Source organism: Gordonia shandongensis DSM 45094, assembly GCF_000423025.1.
In the GTDB taxonomy this organism is placed as follows: Bacteria; Actinomycetota; Actinomycetes; order Mycobacteriales; family Mycobacteriaceae; genus Gordonia; species Gordonia shandongensis.
The window spans coordinates 369312-384744 of the sequence record NZ_AUHE01000002.1 but is presented as its reverse complement, the minus strand read 5'-3'; the positions used below and the strand labels follow the sequence as shown (position 1 = coordinate 384744).

The 15433-nt window shown below is 70.9% G+C and carries 12 protein-coding genes; 3 read left to right on the top strand and 9 right to left on the bottom strand.

Annotated elements, in window-relative coordinates:
• Window positions 1–15: 15 nt before the first annotated feature.
• The 5 genes from G528_RS0104620 to cobN form a co-directional block, all read right to left on the bottom strand.
• Window positions 16–789: a polyprenol monophosphomannose synthase gene (locus G528_RS0104620; protein ID WP_035718860.1), complete on the bottom strand. Its 774-nt coding sequence runs from the start codon at window positions 787–789 to the stop codon at window positions 16–18.
• Window positions 770–2380: an apolipoprotein N-acyltransferase gene (gene lnt / locus G528_RS0104615; RefSeq protein WP_035718858.1), complete on the bottom strand. Its 1611-nt coding sequence runs from the start codon at window positions 2378–2380 to the stop codon at window positions 770–772. The genes G528_RS0104620 and lnt overlap by 20 nt, the downstream gene beginning before the upstream one ends.
• Window positions 2377–3996, bottom strand: a complete 1620-nt coding sequence (locus G528_RS0104610) for an amidohydrolase (protein ID WP_026917953.1) — start codon at window positions 3994–3996, stop codon at window positions 2377–2379. Before G528_RS0104610 ends, lnt begins: the two co-directional genes overlap by 4 nt.
• 46 nt (window positions 3997–4042) lie before the next feature.
• Entirely contained in the window at window positions 4043–4585 is a 543-nt protein-coding gene (locus G528_RS0104605; protein ID WP_026917952.1) for an FxsA family protein, read from the bottom strand.
• Window positions 4586–4650: 65 nt separating this feature from the next.
• Window positions 4651–8286, bottom strand: a complete 3636-nt coding sequence (gene cobN / locus G528_RS0104600; protein ID WP_026917951.1) for a cobaltochelatase subunit CobN — start codon at window positions 8284–8286, stop codon at window positions 4651–4653.
• 236 nt (window positions 8287–8522) lie between these two features.
• On the opposite strand from cobN, the gene G528_RS0104595 reads away from it, so the two are divergent.
• From G528_RS0104595 to G528_RS0104585, 3 genes are read left to right on the top strand one after another with little or no spacing between them, the layout of a single operon-like run.
• Window positions 8523–9677, top strand: a complete 1155-nt coding sequence (locus G528_RS0104595; RefSeq protein WP_026917950.1) for a precorrin-3B synthase — start codon at window positions 8523–8525, stop codon at window positions 9675–9677.
• Window positions 9678–9704: 27 nt separating this feature from the next.
• Window positions 9705–10328 (top strand): precorrin-8X methylmutase, encoded by a 624-nt coding sequence (locus tag G528_RS0104590; protein WP_026917949.1) that lies wholly within the window; start codon window positions 9705–9707, stop codon window positions 10326–10328.
• The gene (locus G528_RS0104585; protein WP_026917948.1) at window positions 10325–11842 is read left to right on the top strand and encodes a precorrin-2 C(20)-methyltransferase; all 1518 of its coding nucleotides are present in this window, start codon (window positions 10325–10327) and stop codon (window positions 11840–11842) included. Before G528_RS0104590 ends, G528_RS0104585 begins: the two co-directional genes overlap by 4 nt.
• Here G528_RS0104585 and G528_RS16380 read toward each other — a convergent pair.
• The 4 genes from G528_RS16380 to dprE2 are packed head-to-tail and all read right to left on the bottom strand — an operon-like array spanning window position 11821 to window position 15380.
• The gene (locus tag G528_RS16380) at window positions 11821–12609 is read right to left on the bottom strand and encodes a cobalt-precorrin-6A reductase (RefSeq protein ID WP_051198275.1); all 789 of its coding nucleotides are present in this window, start codon (window positions 12607–12609) and stop codon (window positions 11821–11823) included. The genes G528_RS0104585 and G528_RS16380 overlap by 22 nt on opposite strands.
• A complete protein-coding gene (gene cobM, locus G528_RS0104575) occupies window positions 12602–13375 on the bottom strand; it encodes a precorrin-4 C(11)-methyltransferase (protein WP_026917947.1) in 774 nt (257 codons plus the stop codon). Before cobM ends, G528_RS16380 begins: the two co-directional genes overlap by 8 nt.
• The gene (locus G528_RS0104570) at window positions 13372–14610 is read right to left on the bottom strand and encodes a bifunctional cobalt-precorrin-7 (C(5))-methyltransferase/cobalt-precorrin-6B (C(15))-methyltransferase (RefSeq protein ID WP_035719001.1); all 1239 of its coding nucleotides are present in this window, start codon (window positions 14608–14610) and stop codon (window positions 13372–13374) included. Before G528_RS0104570 ends, cobM begins: the two co-directional genes overlap by 4 nt.
• Entirely contained in the window at window positions 14607–15380 is a 774-nt protein-coding gene (gene dprE2, locus G528_RS0104565) for a decaprenylphospho-beta-D-erythro-pentofuranosid-2-ulose 2-reductase (protein ID WP_051198322.1), read from the bottom strand. Before dprE2 ends, G528_RS0104570 begins: the two co-directional genes overlap by 4 nt.
• Between the last annotated feature and the right edge of the window lie 53 nt (window positions 15381–15433).

Sequence of the window (15433 nt, the reverse complement as noted above, 5' to 3'; positions counted from 1 at the left end):
GCTCGTCGGGGGGCGTCACCGACGACGCGGAGACAGCCGTCCTCGGATCCCCCAGCGGGCGACGTTGAGAAACGACTCCATGATCACGCCGCCATCCATCTTCGACTCGCCGATCTCACGTTCGGTGAACGTGATCGGCACCTCCCGAATGGTGAATCCGTTCTGCAGGGAACGCCATGCGAGATCGATCTGGAAGCAGTACCCCGCCGAGTCGACCTCGTCGAGTCCGATGCCTTCGAGGACCTCGCGGCGGAACGCCCGGTAGCCGGCCGTGATGTCCTTGACGCGAGCGCCGAGCATCAGGCGTGCATACGTGTTGGCGCCCTTGGAGAGGACCTCCCGACGCTTCGGCCAGTTGACCAGCTCACCGCCGGGGACGTAGCGAGAACCGATGACGAGGTCCGCACCGGCGTTGACCGCGTCGAGCAGACGATACAGCTGCTCGGGTGCGTGACTGCCGTCGGCGTCCATCTCGACGATCACGCGGTAGTCGCGGTCGAGGCCCCAGGCGAAACCGGCGAGATAGGCCTTGCCGAGCCCGTCCTTGACGGTCCGGTGCATCACGTGGACCCGGTCGGCGGCATCGTCGGCGGCGAGCGATTCGGCGACGTCACCGGTCCCGTCGGGACTCGAGTCGTCGACCACCAGGACGTGAATGCCGGGCTGGGCCGTGAGGAGCCGCTCGACGATGATCGGGAGGTTCTCGCGCTCGTTGAACGTCGGGATGACGACGAGGCCGCCCGCACCGTCGGCGTCGACGATCCGCGACTCAGGCTGGCTGCTGGTCATCGTGCTCCTTCTCCGCAGCCGGTCTCCTCCGACCGGCGAACACATCGAGGCTAATGGCTCCGGCGAGCACCACCAAAAATGCCGCGCCCGTGGCGGCGACGACGGCACGCTCGGGCCAGGGGCCGAGACGGACCGCGAGGGTCTCGCCGGAGCGCAGATCGATGGTCGATTCGAGGACGGCCGGCTCGAAGAATCCGCTCTCACGCATCAGCGTCCCGTCGGGGGCGATCACGGCGCTGACGCCGCTGGTCGCGGCGACGACGACACTGCGGCCGGTCTCGACGGCGCGCACCTGGGACATCGCCAACTGCTGGTAGGTCATCTCGGTGCGACCGAACGTGGCGTTGTTGGTCGGAACGTACAGGAACTGCGCGCCGTCTCGGATCGAGGCGTGCGGTGCGCGGTCGAAGGCGATCTCCCAACACGTCGCGACCCCCGCCACGACCTCCCCGTGCCGGGTGTCGGCCGTGAGGACCGACGGACCCGAACCGGGGACGAAGTCTCCCGCGCGGTCGGCATACGACGAGAACAGCCGGAAGAAGTCCCGCCAGGGCAGGTATTCGCCGAACGGCTGGATGATGTGTTTGTCGTACCGGCCCGACGGGGCCTCATCGGCGATGCCGTCGTGTTCGGACCACAGCAGTGTGGAGTTGTAGAGCCGACCGTCGTCGCGCATCCAGGTACCGAACGCCAGCGGCGCCCCCACGGCGGATACCGCCGAGCGGATGGCGACGGCCGCCTCGGGATCGACGGCCGGTGACGAGTCCGCGGCGTTCTCCGGCCACAGGACCAGATCGGGTCGCGGTGCGCGGCCCTCGTCGACGCGGGCGCCGAGTCGCCGCGTCTCGCGGACGTGGTTGTCCAGGACGGCGCGCCGCTGCGCGTTGAAGTCGAGGCCCAGGCGCGGCACGTTTCCCTGCACGGCGGCGACGTCGATGCTCCCGGTCCGGGTGGTGAGGGGGTTTCCCGCGCCCCCGAGCGCCACACCGACGACGGGCGGGACGATGAGGGCCGCAAGTGCCGACAGGACACCGGCCGTCCGGAGCCCGCGCGGTGCGTCGACCATCCGGACGACGAGAGTCGCGGCGGCGGCGCCGACGAGTGCGAGGACGAAGGAGAGACCGGGGACGCCGATCACGGACGCCAGGGGCAGGAACCATCCGGAGGTCTGGCTGAAGGCGGCCCTCCCCCAGGGAAAGCCGCCGAACGGGAACGCCGACCGAACGGCCTCGATCGTCACCCAGGCCGCAGCGAACCAGAGGGGACGCAGACGCCATCGCCGCATCAGCACCGCGGCGAGTGCGCCGAAGGCGGCCAGGTAGGCCGCCATCACGGTGGCCAAGGCGAGCCACGGGAGCGGGCCGACGTATTCGCCGATCCACGGCAGGAGCGGCACGAAGAAAGCGAGACCGAAGACGAAACCGGAGCCGGCGGCGCTGCGCACCGACGGTCGTCCGACCGTGAGCACGGCGTACAGCACCGCCAGCGCCAACGGTGTCAGGAGCCACAGGTCCCGCGGGGGGAATGCGGCGTACATGAGCGCACCCGCGGCGGCGGCACCGAGCACGCGGTGCCACCAGCGGATCGTCATTCGCTCTCGAAGACGGTCGTGCCGGCGACGACGGTCCGCACGCACCGCGGTAGACGGGCGCCGGGAGCGACGTCGGGCAGTGCGGGCACCCGCGACCGCGGATCGGTCGACCAGCGCTGGACGCCCTCGGTGGCGGCCGCGACGATCAACTCGTCCACGTCCCAGACCGCGTAGTGCGCCGGAGCGCCCGGAACGAGCGTGCCGGTCACGCCGTCACCGGTTCCGGCGGCACGCCATCCACCGCGGGTGGATGCGGCGAACGCGGCTCGCGGCGAGATGGAACTGCTCTCGGTGCGGTGGTGCGCGGCGGCGCGGACCGTGGCCCAGGGGTCGATGTCGCAGACCGGAGAGTCGCTGGAGAAGGTCAGGGAGACACCGGCCTTGGCAAGCATCGCGAAATCGTTGAGTCCGAGTCCGCGCGGATTGCCGAGACGGCGGGCGTACAGGTCGTGGGCTCCCCCCCACGCGGCGTCGAACAGCGGCTGCATGCTGGCGACCATCCCGCACCGAGCGAAGATCTCGGCCTGCTCGGGGGTCACCATCTCCGCGTGCTCGAGTCGATGCACGCACCGCGCCAGCGCCGCCGTCCCGACCTCGTCGACGAGGGCCGTCATCGCCGCTGCGACCGCCGCGGTCGCGGCGTCGCCGATCACGTGGAATCCTGCCTGGACCCCGGCGGCAGTCGTCGCCCGCAGATGGTCGAGAAGGGTCTGTTCGTGGAGGTACGCCACACCGCTGACCCCGGTCCGGTCGCTGTACGGCTCCGACAGCCACGCCGTGTGCGACCCGAGCGCACCGTCGACGAACAGGTCGCCGCCGATCGCGTCGGCGCCGGTCCGTTCGAGGATCTCGCGGACCTCGTCCTCGTCGGCGGCCGCCTCACCCCAGTAGCGCCGGAGGATCACCGGGTGGTCGAGATCGGCGAGCGACGAGAAGTCGGCGATCCCGCTGATGTCCGGTCCCCCGTTCTCGTGCACCGACGCCACGCCGCGGGACGCCGCGTGGTCCAACGCTCGGACCTGGGCGCGCCGTCGCGCCGCCGGCGTGATGAGGGCTCGCGCCGCCGCACGCACGCGGTGGTGCGCATCGGCGACGAGCGGCTGCTCCGGCGAATAGCCGTGGTCGGAGTCCAGTCCGGGGACCAGCGCGCGCAGAGCGCTCGACGCGGCTGCGGAGTGCTCGTCGATTCGGGCCAGGTACACGGCCCGCCCGCCGGTGACGGCGTCGATGTCCGAGGTGGTGGGCGGCAGGTCCTCCCCCGGTACGGAGCGGTCCCACGCCGAGGCGTCCCAGCCGAACCCCCAGATGATCTCGTCGTCGTTCCCGGCGACGAACTCGGCGATCCGCTGCAGGCAGTCGGTACGGCTCGTGGCCGCCGACAGGTTGAGGCCGCCGAGTGCGAGACCGGTGTCGGTGAGGTGGACGTGGGCGTCGACGAAGGCCGGACTGACGAACCGTCCCCGGAGATCGATGATCTCCGCATCGGGGTGCAGGGCGCGACCGACTTCGTCGGACCCGACCCACACGACGGTCCCGTCGCTGACCGCCATCGCGGTGGCGTCGGGAACTGCCGGGGACGAGTACACGGAGCCGCCGAGAAGTAACTGCGTAGTCACAGTGGACAGTCTCGCAGAACTCCGGGGTCGCGTGCCGCCGAGGCCGTCAGGGATCGCGTGGCTCGGGAAGAGACGGCTGATCGACGTGCACTGATCCGTCGGGATTGCGGACGGTGGTGTCGACCACATCGCCGTCGACGACTCCGTCCGTGAACCCCCTGTTTCTGAAATCGCCCGCCCGGAAATCGGTGCCACGGAAACGGCCGGTGGTCACCGTCGTCATCGGCGTGCTCAGGATCGATGCGCGTCGCGCCGCCGCGGCGGCGACGAGTGGACGCAGCACGGCGCGCAGCGGCGGCGTCATCAGGAGCAGACCGACGGCCGTCGACACGACGCCCGGGAGGATCGTCAGGATCGCGGCCACGGCGAAGAGCGCAGAGTCGGTCAGTGCACCGCCGGGCGCCGTCTCGCGCCGTATCGCGCGGCGCACGTCGGTCCCGAGACCGCGTGCTCGGGCGCCGAGCACGGCGTATCCGATCCCGGCGGCGGCCACGGTGATGAGCAGGGCCCAGCCCACCGACAGGAAGTGGGCCATCGCCCAGAACGCCGCGATCTCGGCCACGACGTATGCGACGAAGATGAATCTCATGTCTCGTCCTCTCGTGCGTTCACCGGGTCAACGAACGAGACGGCGATTCTGCTCCCGAAGCGCCATCACCGCTCCTCGGAGCGTCCCTCGATGTCGCCTTCGGCCTCCAGGTAGACCTTCCGGAGCTCGTCGAGCATCTCGGGCGGCGGCTCCGCCCACATCTTGCGTTCGACGGCCTCCAGGAGCCGTTCGGTGATCCCGTGCAGTGCCCACGGATTCGCCGAGTCGAGGAATTCCCGGTTGGTCTCGTCGAGGACGTACTGCTCGGTGAGCTGCTCGTACATCCAGTCGGCGACCACATCGGTCGTCGCGTCGTAGCCGAACAGGTAGTCGACGGTCGCGGCCATCTCGAATGCGCCCTTGTATCCGTGGCGGCGCATAGCCGACAGCCATCGCGGGTTGACCACGCGTGCGCGGAACACCCGGGAGGTCTCCTCGTGGAGTGTTCTGGTCCGCACCGAGTCGGGTCGCGTCGAGTCGCCGATGTAGGCCTCCGGACTCGATCCGGTGAGTGCGCGGACCGTGGCGACCATCCCGCCGTGGAACTGGAAGTAGTCGTCGGAGTCCGCGATGTCGTGTTCGCGCGTGTCGGTGTTCTTCGCGGCCACCGCGATCCGACGGTAGGCCGCCCGCATGTCGTCGACCGCGGCCACACCGTCCAGACCGCGTCCGTAGGCGTAGCCGCCCCACTCGGTGTAAACGGCTGCCAGATCCTCATCGGTGCGCCACTGCTTGGAGTCGATGAGCTGCAACAGCCCGGCGCCGTAGGTCCCGGGTCGCGAACCGAACACCCGGGTGGTGGCGCGGCGCACGTCTCCGTGCTCGGCGACGGCGGCGCGGGCGTGGGCCGCCACGAAGTTCTGATCGTCGGGTTCGTCGGCGTCCGCAGCGAGGCGCACCGCGTCGTCCATCATGGCCACGACGTGAGAGAAGGCGTCGCGGAAGAACCCGGAGATCCGGACGGTCACGTCGACGCGCGGCCGACCGAGCTCCTGCAGCGGGATCAGTTCGAGGTCGACCACCCGGCGCGATCCCTCGTCCCACACCGGACTGACGCCGAGCAGGGCGAGCACCTCCCCGACGTCGTCGCCCGAGGTGCGCATGGCGCTCGTGCCCCAGACCGACAGTCCGACCGACTTCGGGTACTCCCCGTGGTCGGCGAGGTACCGCTCGAGCAGCGAGTCGGCCATCGCCCGACCGGTCTCGGCGGCGAGCTGTGACGGGACGGCCTTGGGGTCGACGGAGTAGAAGTTGCGTCCGGTCGGGAGCACGTTGATCAGCCCGCGGAGCGGAGATCCGCTCGGCCCGGCGGGGATGAAACCACCCGCGAGGGCCTCCAGGACGCGGTCGATCTCGCACGTCGTGGCCCGCAGGCGTGGAATCACCTCGGTCGCCGCGAACGACAGGATGTCGCGGACCGCGGCGGGGTGACCGGCCGCGGCCGACTCGACCGCGTTGGCCGACCAGTCCCCGGCGGCGCATGCCGTGACCAGGTCGCGGGCGAGCGTCTCGACGCGGTCGACGTCGGCGCGGGCCGACCCGTTCTCCACCAGCCCGAGGGCTTCCCGCAGGCCGGGAAGCGTGTGCGCCCCGCCCCACAGCTGGCGTGCCCGCAGCATCGCGAGCACCAGGTCGACCTCCGTCTCGCCGTCGGGCGCCTGCCCGAGCACGTGGAGTCCGTCCCGGATCGCGGCGTCCTTGATCTCGCAGAGCCACCCGTCGACGTCGAGCAGCATGTCGTCGAAGACGTCTTCCTCGGGCCGTTCGGCCAGACCCAGATCCTGGTCCATCTTGGCTGCGGTGAGGAGCGTCCAGATCTGCTGACGGATCGCCGGCAGTTTCGCCGGATCGAGCGCCGAGATGTTCGCGTGTTCGTCGAGCAGCTGCTCGAGCCGGTTGATGTCGCCGTAGGTCTCGGCGCGGGCCATCGGCGGGATGAGGTGGTCGATCAGGACGGCGTGCGCCCGGCGCTTGGCCTGTGTCCCCTCACCCGGGTCGTTGACCAGGAACGGGTAGATGAGCGGCAGGTCGCCCAGCGCGGCATCCGTGCCGCAGGACGCGGACATCGCCACCATCTTTCCGGGCAGCCATTCGAGGTTGCCGTGCTTGCCGACGTGCACCACGGCGTCGGCGCCGAATCCCCAACCGTCCCGTTCGGGCCGCGACGCCAGCCACCGATACGTCGCCAGATAGTGGTGAGTCGGCGGGAGGTCGGGGTCGTGGTAGATCGCGACCGGGTTCTCACCGAAACCGCGCGGCGGCTGCACGAGCAGGACCACGTTGCCGAAGATCATGGCCGCGATCACCAGATCGCCGTCGGGGTTCGCGCTGCGGTCGACGAACAGCTCGCCGGGTGGCGGCCCCCAGTGCTCGACCACCGCGTCGCGGAGTTCGCGCGGCAGGGTGGCGAACCATTCCGTGTAGTCGGCCGCCGAGACGCGGACGGGATTGGCGGCGAGCGCCTCCTCGGTGAGCCAGTCGGGATCCTGTCCCCCGGCGTCGATCAGGGCGTGCATGAGTGCGTCGGGATCGTCGTCGGCGGGTGTATCGCCGAATCCCGGGACGGCGTCGTCACCGGTCGCCGGCCCGACGTCGTAGCCCGCCGCTCGCAGGGCGCGCAGGACGTGGACCACGCTGCGGGGGGTGTCGAGGCCGACGGCGTTGCCGATGCGCGCATGCTTGGTCGGGTACGCGGACAGCAGCAGCGCCACCCGTTTGTCGCCGGCGTCGATGTGGCGCAGGCGCGCGTGCGAGACCGCGACCCCGGCCACCCGGGCGCAGCGCTCGGCGTCCGGTGCGTAGTACGGCAGGCCGTTATCGTCGAACTCCTTGAACGAGAACACCGTCGTGATGATGCGGCCGTCGAACTCGGGCACCGCGACCTGACTGGCGACGTCGAGGGGCGTCATGCCGTCGTCACTGGCCTCCCAGTCGGCGCGCGACGACGTGGAGCACAGTCCCTGGAGAATGGGGATGTCGAGGGCGGCCAGCCGCTCGACGTTCCACGACTCGTCGTCCCCGCCGGCGGAGGCCAGGGCGGGAGTCGCGCCGCCGGCGGCCAGAACCGTGACGATCAGGGCGTCGTATCCGGCGAAGTGGGCGATGAGATCGTCCGGCGCGGTGCGCAGGGAGGCGCAGAAGACGCCCTCGGCCTGAGCCCCCGCCGCTTCGACGGCATCGCACAGTGCGGTGATGTAGTCGGTGTTCCCGGCCAGGTGCTGGGCGCGGTAGTACAGCACGCCGACACGCGGTGAATCGTCGGGCAGGTCGCCGGCGGGGCGGTCCAGGACGCCCCAGTCGGGTGCCTGCACGGGGACGTCGAAGCCGAGTCCGGTGAGCAGGACGGTGTCGGACAGGAAGTTGTGGACCGACACCAGATTCTCGCGGCCTCCGGCGACGAAGTAGTCGTGCGCCTGGGCCGCCACACCCGCCGGAACCGTCGACAGCGCCATGAGGTCCGGATCGGGATTGTGCTCGCCGGAGAGCACGATCACCGGTGCGGGACCGCGCAGCACCGCGGCGAGCCCGTCCTCCCACGCCTGCTTTCCGCCGAGCAGTCGGACCACGACGAGATCGGCGCCGTCCAGCAGACCGGGAAGGTCGTCGATGAGGATGCGGGCGGGATTCGCGACGCGATAGTCCGCGCCGCACGTGGCGGCCGTCCGAAGATCGGTGTCGGACGTCGAGAGCAGCGTGATCACAGGTGTACTCCTCGCCGGGGATGCGCGCCCGGCGTCGTGCGGTCCACATCGCGCCGGCGGCACGACGGCGCCTGCGGTGGCGGGTCTGACTCGGGTCGACGACCGTCCGGTCGTCGACCCACACAGTGGCGCGTCCGTGCCGGAGTCGAACCGGCTTCCGCCGCGCAGGCTGGGCCTCACTGTAGTCGGTGTGCCCGAGACGACCGCGGGATGCTCGACCCGACTACCGTGGAACCGTGACGACACGAGCGGACCGTTGCCCCGGAGTCTTTCGGACCCACGAGGCGGCCGATGGACGGCTGGCCCGGATCCGATTGACCGGCGGACGCATCGAGGCCGTTGCACTCGACGCCCTGGCGACGGCCGCCGACGATCTCGGTGACGGCGGCGTGGAACTCACAGTTCGCGGGAACGTGCAGGTCCGCGGGCTGGCGCCGGAGGTCGTCGAAGACTTCGCCCGGCGCATGGAGGTCGCGGGTCTCGCGGCGGGGGCAGAACACGATCGGGTTCGGAACGTCACCGTGTCGCCGTTGAGCGGACGTATCGGCGGACGCGCCGATCTGTGGGGTGTCGCCGAGGAACTCGACCGACTCCTACGCGGCTCCGATGCCGCGCGCGGCCTGTCGGGACGATTCTGGTTCGGGCTCGACGACGGTCGCGGCGACGTGGTCGGGCGGTCGACCGACGTGGCGATCATCGCCGCCGGCGCCGACGAGGCGGAGCTGCTGGTGGCCGGTCGCCGGACAGCACGGCTCGTCTCGCTCGCGGATGCGCCGAGCGCGATGCTCGGCGTCGCCGAGGACTTCCTGCGGAGGGCCGAGGGGCACTGGCGGATCGGTTCGGCGGACACCGCCGTCGTCGACGCCGTGTTCAGCGGCGCGGCGGCACACGGTCGACCCGGCTCGGCGCCCCCGGTCGATGCCGGCGCGATCGCGGGGTCCGCGGGCTCGCCGCGTGTCGGCTGGATGGAGCAGACCGACGGACGCGTCCTGCTCGGAGCGGTGGTCCCGTTCGGACGGTTGACCGCTGAGCAGGCGCGCTACGTCGCTGCGGTCGGTGCACCGGTGATCGTGACCCCCGACCGCGAGATCCTGCTCGCCGATCTGTCCGAGACGGTCGCCGAGACGGTCGTGCGCGTGTTGGCGCCGCTCGGTTTCGACTTCGATGCCGGGTCGCCGTGGACTCGCTACAGCGCGTGCACCGGTCTGCCCGGATGCGACAGGTCCCGAGCCGACGTGCGCGCCGACCTCGCGGCGCACCTCGACGCCGGCACCGCGACCGCATCCCGCGGCCGAGAGCACTGGGTCGGTTGCGAGCGGGCCTGCGGCTCGCCCGCGGGTCCGCACGTGCTGAGGATCGCGACGGAAGACGGGTACCACTCGGCGGGCTAGCCGGGCCTGCGTAGTCTTGGGCGCATCATGAGCGAGTACGTGCGCGACGGTGCAGAGATCTACCGTCGGTCCTTTGCAATCATCCGGTCGGAGTCCGACCTGAGTTCCGTGGCGGCCGATCTCGAACCGGTCGTGGTGCGGATGATCCATGCCTCGGGACAGACGGACCTGGTCCGCGACGTGGTCGCGTCGCCGGGCGTGGTGGCTTCCGCACGAGCCGCCCTCGCGGCGGGCGGTCCCGTCCTGTGCGACACCAACATGGTGGCGTCCGGAATCACCCGGGCCCGCCTCCCGGCGGACAATGAGATCCGCTGCCATCTGCGCGAACCCGGTATCGCCGAACTCGCCGAGCGGATCGGAAACACCCGGACCGCGGCCGCTCTCGAATACTGGCGTGACGACCTCGACCGCGCGGTCGTCGCGATCGGGAACGCCCCGACCGCATTGTTCGCACTCCTGGACATGATCGACGCCGGGGCGCCGCCGCCCGCGGCGATCGTCGGGGCGCCCGTCGGATTCGTCGGAGCGGCCGAGTCGTGCGAGGCGCTCGCCGCCCGCACCGATCTGGAGTTCATCACCGTGACCGGTCGCCGCGGCGGTTCGGCCATCACCGCCGCTGCGGTGAACGCGCTGGCGAGCGTCGTCGAATGACCGCCGCGACCTCCGCACCCGATGCGCCCGACCCCGGAAAGCTGTGGGGTGTCGGGCTGGGCCCGGGGGATTCGGAGTTGGTGACGGTCAAGGCGGCTCGCGTCATCGGCGAAGCCGACGTGATTGCATATCACTGTGCGCGGCACGGTAATTCGATCGCCCGATCGGTCGCCGAACCCTATCTGCGCACCGGCCAGGTCGAGGAGCGGCTGATGTATCCGCTGACCGTCGAGACCACCGATCACCCCGGCGGATACGCCGGAGCGATGGCCGATTTCTACACCCGAAGTGCCGCGCTCCTCGCGGACCATCTGGCAGCCGGCCGCAGCGTGGCACTGCTCGCCGAGGGCGATCCGCTGTTCTTCAGCTCCTACATGCACATGCACAAGCGGCTGTCGGACCGTTTCGACGCGGAGATCATCCCCGGTGTGACCTCGGTGAACGCATCATCTGCCGCGCTGGGAATCCCGTTGGTGGAGGGCGAGGAGACCCTCACGGTGCTCCCGGGGACCGCGGAGACCGGGGAACTCGTGGCGCATCTGCGCTCGGGTGACGCTCTGGCGGTCATGAAGCTCGGTCGGACGTTCGTCAAGGTCCGTGACGCCCTCGCCGCGGCCGGTCGTCTCGACGAGGCCTGGTATGTGGAGCGGGCGACGACGGAACGCCAGCGGATCGCGCGGGTGGTCGACGTCGATCCCGAATCGGTCCCCTACTTCTCGCTCATCGTGGTGCCGGGTCGGCGGAACAATCCACTCGCCGCGGGCGGCGACCGTCCGCACGGCGAAGTGGTCGTGGTCGGACTCGGTCCGGGACCCGTCGATCAGACGACCCCCCAGGTGGCGGCCGAGTTGGCGGCGGCGACCGATCTGGTCGGTTACAAGACCTACCTGCACCGAGTCGCGGCCCGACCCGGCCAGCGGGTGCACGCCAGCGACAATCGTGTGGAGGCCGAACGCGCCGAATTCGCCCTCGACCTCGCGGCGCGCGGCGGTCGAGTGGCGGTCATCTCCTCCGGGGACCCGGGCGTGTTCGCCATGGCCTCCGCCGTCGCCGAGGTCGCCGCCGAACCGCGGTGGGGCCGGGTCCCGGTGCGCGTGGCCCCGGGCGTCAGCGCGGCGCATGCGGTCGCCGCCGCCGTGGGCGCTCCCCTGGGCCACGACTTCGCCGTGATCTCGCTGTCGGATCTGCTCAAGCCGGAATCGGTCATCGCCGATCGGCTTCGGCACGCGATCGCCGCCGATCTGGTGGTGGCGATCTACAATCCGGCATCACCGCGGCGTCGCGAGCAGATCACCCGTCTGGCGACGTTGCTCGCCGAGCTCGTGGAGCCCGACCGCGTCGTGATCCAGGGGCGCGATGTGGGGGGTCCCGGGCAGCGGCTCACCGTCACGACGGTCGCCGACTTCGATCCGGACACCGTCGACATGCGGACCCTGCTGATCATCGGGTCGTCGACGACGACGGTGGCGCGCCGCGCCGGCGGCGATCTGGTCTACACGCCGCGTCGGTACTGACCGTCGGCGACGGGCGGCCCGTCGAGGATCGCATCGGCGGCATCGGCAGCGGTGCCGGCCGTGTCGACGTCCTCGGGTTCGGCGGGACGGTCGACGACGATCACCTCGATGCCCAGTTCGGCGGCCGCGCGAAGCTTCGCCGCGGTCATGGCTCCCCCGCTGTTCTTGGTGACCAGCAGTTCGATGCGATGGTCGCGCAGCAGCCGCCGTTCGTCGTCGATTCCGTAGGGGCCGCGAGACCGCAGGACGATCCGTTGCGGCGGCATCGCGCCGTCGGGTTCGTCGACCACGCGGATCAGGAACCACGCGTCGCGGATCGCCGCGAAGGCCGCGACGTCCTGCCGTCCCGTCGTGAGCATCACGCGGCCGCCGCGCACGGCCACCGCATCGGCGGCCGCATCGATGTCGGGCACGCGGACCCACCGGTCGCCTGCTCCCTGCTCCCACGCGGGCCGCGCCAGTCGCAGGTACCGTACGCCCGCGGTCCGACTGGCGGAGACGGCGTGGGGGGTGATTCGCGCGGCGAACGGGTGGGTGGCGTCGACGACGTCGGTGATGCCGTTGTCGGTGAGCCACTCGGCCATCGCGTCCACCCCGCCGAAGCCGCCGATGCGGACCTCGCCGACGGGCAGTCTGGGATTGCGGACCCGGCCGGCCAGCGAACTCACGAAGGGGACGTCGGCGGCGGCGAGCAGTCGGGCCAAGTCGCGTGCCTCACCGGTGCCGCCGAGGATGAGGACCCGTCGACTCCGGACCCGGTCAGACATCCGCGCGGCCCCGGAGTTTGGCGATCCGGGCGTGCGAGTACAGGTAGCTGTCGACGGCGTCGGGCTGGCCGTCCGCCTCCACCACTCGTCCGACGAAGATCACGGCCGTCCGTGTGATGCCCTCGGCGGCCAGCCGGTCGGGCAGCTCGTCGAGCCGGCACCGGACGATTCGCTCATCACTGCGCGAGGCGAAGGCGACCGTGGCCGTCGGACAGTCGCCACCGTAATGCGGGGCGAGATCGGCGACGATCTGCTCGGTGCGGTGGGCGGCTAGGTGCAGGGCGAGCGTGACTCCGGAGGCGGCGAGGGAAGCCAGATCCTCGCCGGGCGGCATGTCCGTGGAGAGCGTCGACACCCGAGTAATCAGCAGACTCTGTCCCACACCGGGGACGGTGAGTTCCCGGCCGAGCGATGCGGCCGCGGCGGAGAACGCGGGGACCCCGGGAACGAGTTCATACCGGATCCCGAGCTCGTCGAGTCCGCGGAGCTGTTCGGTGAGTGCCGAATACACGGCCAGATCGCCGGAATGCAGACGCGCGACGGTGTGTCCGGCGGCGTGCGCCCGTGCCAGGGCGCTCAGGATCTCGGTCAGCGGCATCCGCGCCGTGTCGATGACCTCCGCCTCGGGCGGCAGCAGATCGAGGAGTTCCGCGGGCACGAGCGATCCCGCGTACAGGCAGACCGTGCAGCGTTCCAGGATCCGGGCGCCCCGAAGGGTGATCAGGTCGGCGGCGCCGGGGCCGGCACCGATGAAGTAGACGGTCACGGATCCTCCTGTGCGACGGGTTTGTCGGCCACCCATTGGACGATCGGCAGGGCCGGACGCCATGCGGTGAGCCGGCCGATGGGTTCGGCGTTCTCCACTGCGACGCGGATGAGTTCTCCACCCCATCGGCGGTGCGCCGCCGCGAAGACCTCCTGGGTCTCGACGGTCACGGCGTTGCCGACGATCCGGCCGCCGGGCCGCAGCAGTGCCCAGATCTCGTCGAGAAGTGCCGTTCCGACCCCGCCGCCGAGGAAGACGGTGTCGGGTGCGGGGGCCTCGACGAATGCCCCGGGTGCGGCTCCCAATACGGTGACGCGATGGGACACACCGTGACGGGAGGCGTTGCGGCGCAGCATCTCCGAGCGTCCGGAGTGGGCTTCGAAGGCGATGACGCGAGCGTCGGGCGCGGCGCGGAGCCATTCGATGCCGACGCTGCCCGATCCGGCGCCGACGTCCCACAGCAGGCGGGAGCCGCCGGGCCGGAGAGCCGCCACGGTCACGGATCGCACGACGCGTTTGGTGAGCTGACCGTCGTTCTCGTACTCGGTGTCCGGCAGGCCCGGCGCCGCCGAGATCGTCGGCCCCACGCAGTCGACGGCGATCACCGACAACGCGGGCGAGGGGCCCGACCAGTCCCGGGCGCGACCGGACCGGACACACTGGTCGGGTCCGCCCAGACTCCCCAGGACGTGCAGGGTGCTGTCGCCGAAACCTCGCTCGGTGCACACCGTCGCGACACGTTCGGGCGTGCCCGCGTCGCGGGAGAGCACGAGCAGGCGGCGCCCATCGTCGAGGGCGGCGGCGACCGCCTCCGCGGGAGCGGTCACGGCACTGACGACGACCACGGTCGACAGGTCCCACCCCATCGCGACGGCTGCGAGGGAGACGCTCGACGGACTCGAGATCACTGTCACCCGATCCGGGCCGACCGCGGCGGCGATCCGCGATCCGATGCCGTGGAACATCGGGTCGCCGCTGGCGAGGACATGGATGTCCGCATCGTCCGGTGTTCCGTGGGGAAGCGCCGTCGCGGCGTCCCCCAGGAGCTCGTCGAGGTGCCCGGACATCGGTGACCGCCAGGCGAGGGTCTCGGCGCCGACGTACGAGTCCACGAGGGCCAGTTGCCGCGCGGAGCCGAGGATCACCCGCGCCGTACGCAGCTCCGATCGGGCTCGATCGGACAGTCCCGCCCAGCCGTCGGCGCCGATCCCGACGACGACGTACCGGCGGGTCATCGGGGCAGCCTTCGCCACAGGGCACGCGGCAACAGCCGCATGCCGAAGAACATCGGGCGCAGGACGCCGGGAATCCACACCTCGCCACGACCCTTCCGATAGGCCTTGGCGACGGCGTCCGCGACCTGGTCTGCGGTCACCGCGAAGGGCGCCGGTGACACGCCCGAGTCCATGAGCTCGCGAGTCATCTCGCCGATCACGAAGCCCGGACGGGCGAGCAGCAGCGACGCTCCGGACCCGTGGAGCGCGTCCGCCAGCCCCGAGGCGAAACCGTCGAGACCCGCCTTGGTGGAGCCGTACACGTAATTGGCGCGACGCACACGGACGCCTGCGACCGAGGAGAAGGCGATGATGGTTCCCGACCGTTGGGCGCGGAGGGCCACAGCCAGCGGCGTCATCACGCTGATCTGTGCGTAGTAGTCGGTGTGGGCGATCTGCAGTGCGTGGGTCGCATCGGTCTCGGCCCGCCGGGCGTCGCCGAGGATGCCGAATGCGACGATCGCGATGTCGATGGGACCGTGGTCGCGAACGATCGATGCGATCAACTCCGGATGGGACTCGACGTCGTCGGCGTCGAACGCCACACGATGGACCGAGGCCGCACCGGCCGCGGTCATCGTGGTCGACTCCGCGGCCAGATCGTCGGGTCGGCGTGCGGCCAGGACGACGTGCCGGCCCGCCGCCAGACGTGCAGCCGTGGCCACGCCGATCTCGCTGCGTCCGCCGAAGAGCACCAGTGTTCCCACGCCGTCCAGTATCCCGTGACGCATCCGACACGCATGCGACGGGGTCGCGTCGCGATCCGACCGCATCGTGGACCTCG

What these genes read in the sequence shown, in the direction of transcription:
- G528_RS0104620 (WP_035718860.1), bottom strand. Translation starts at nt 789, where the DNA reads ATGACCAGCAGCCAGCCTGAGTCGCGGATCGTCGACGCCGACGGTGCG.
- lnt (WP_035718858.1), bottom strand. Translation starts at nt 2,380, where the DNA reads ATGACGATCCGCTGGTGGCACCGCGTGCTCGGTGCCGCCGCCGCGGGT.
- G528_RS0104605 (WP_026917952.1), bottom strand. Translation starts at nt 4,585, where the DNA reads ATGAGATTCATCTTCGTCGCATACGTCGTGGCCGAGATCGCGGCGTTC.
- G528_RS0104590 (WP_026917949.1), top strand. Translation starts at nt 9,705, where the DNA reads ATGAGCGAGTACGTGCGCGACGGTGCAGAGATCTACCGTCGGTCCTTT.
- G528_RS0104585 (WP_026917948.1), top strand. Translation starts at nt 10,325, where the DNA reads ATGACCGCCGCGACCTCCGCACCCGATGCGCCCGACCCCGGAAAGCTG.
- G528_RS16380 (WP_051198275.1), bottom strand. Translation starts at nt 12,609, where the DNA reads ATGTCTGACCGGGTCCGGAGTCGACGGGTCCTCATCCTCGGCGGCACC.
- G528_RS0104570 (WP_035719001.1), bottom strand. Translation starts at nt 14,610, where the DNA reads ATGACCCGCCGGTACGTCGTCGTCGGGATCGGCGCCGACGGCTGGGCG.
- dprE2 (WP_051198322.1), bottom strand. Translation starts at nt 15,380, where the DNA reads ATGCGTCACGGGATACTGGACGGCGTGGGAACACTGGTGCTCTTCGGC.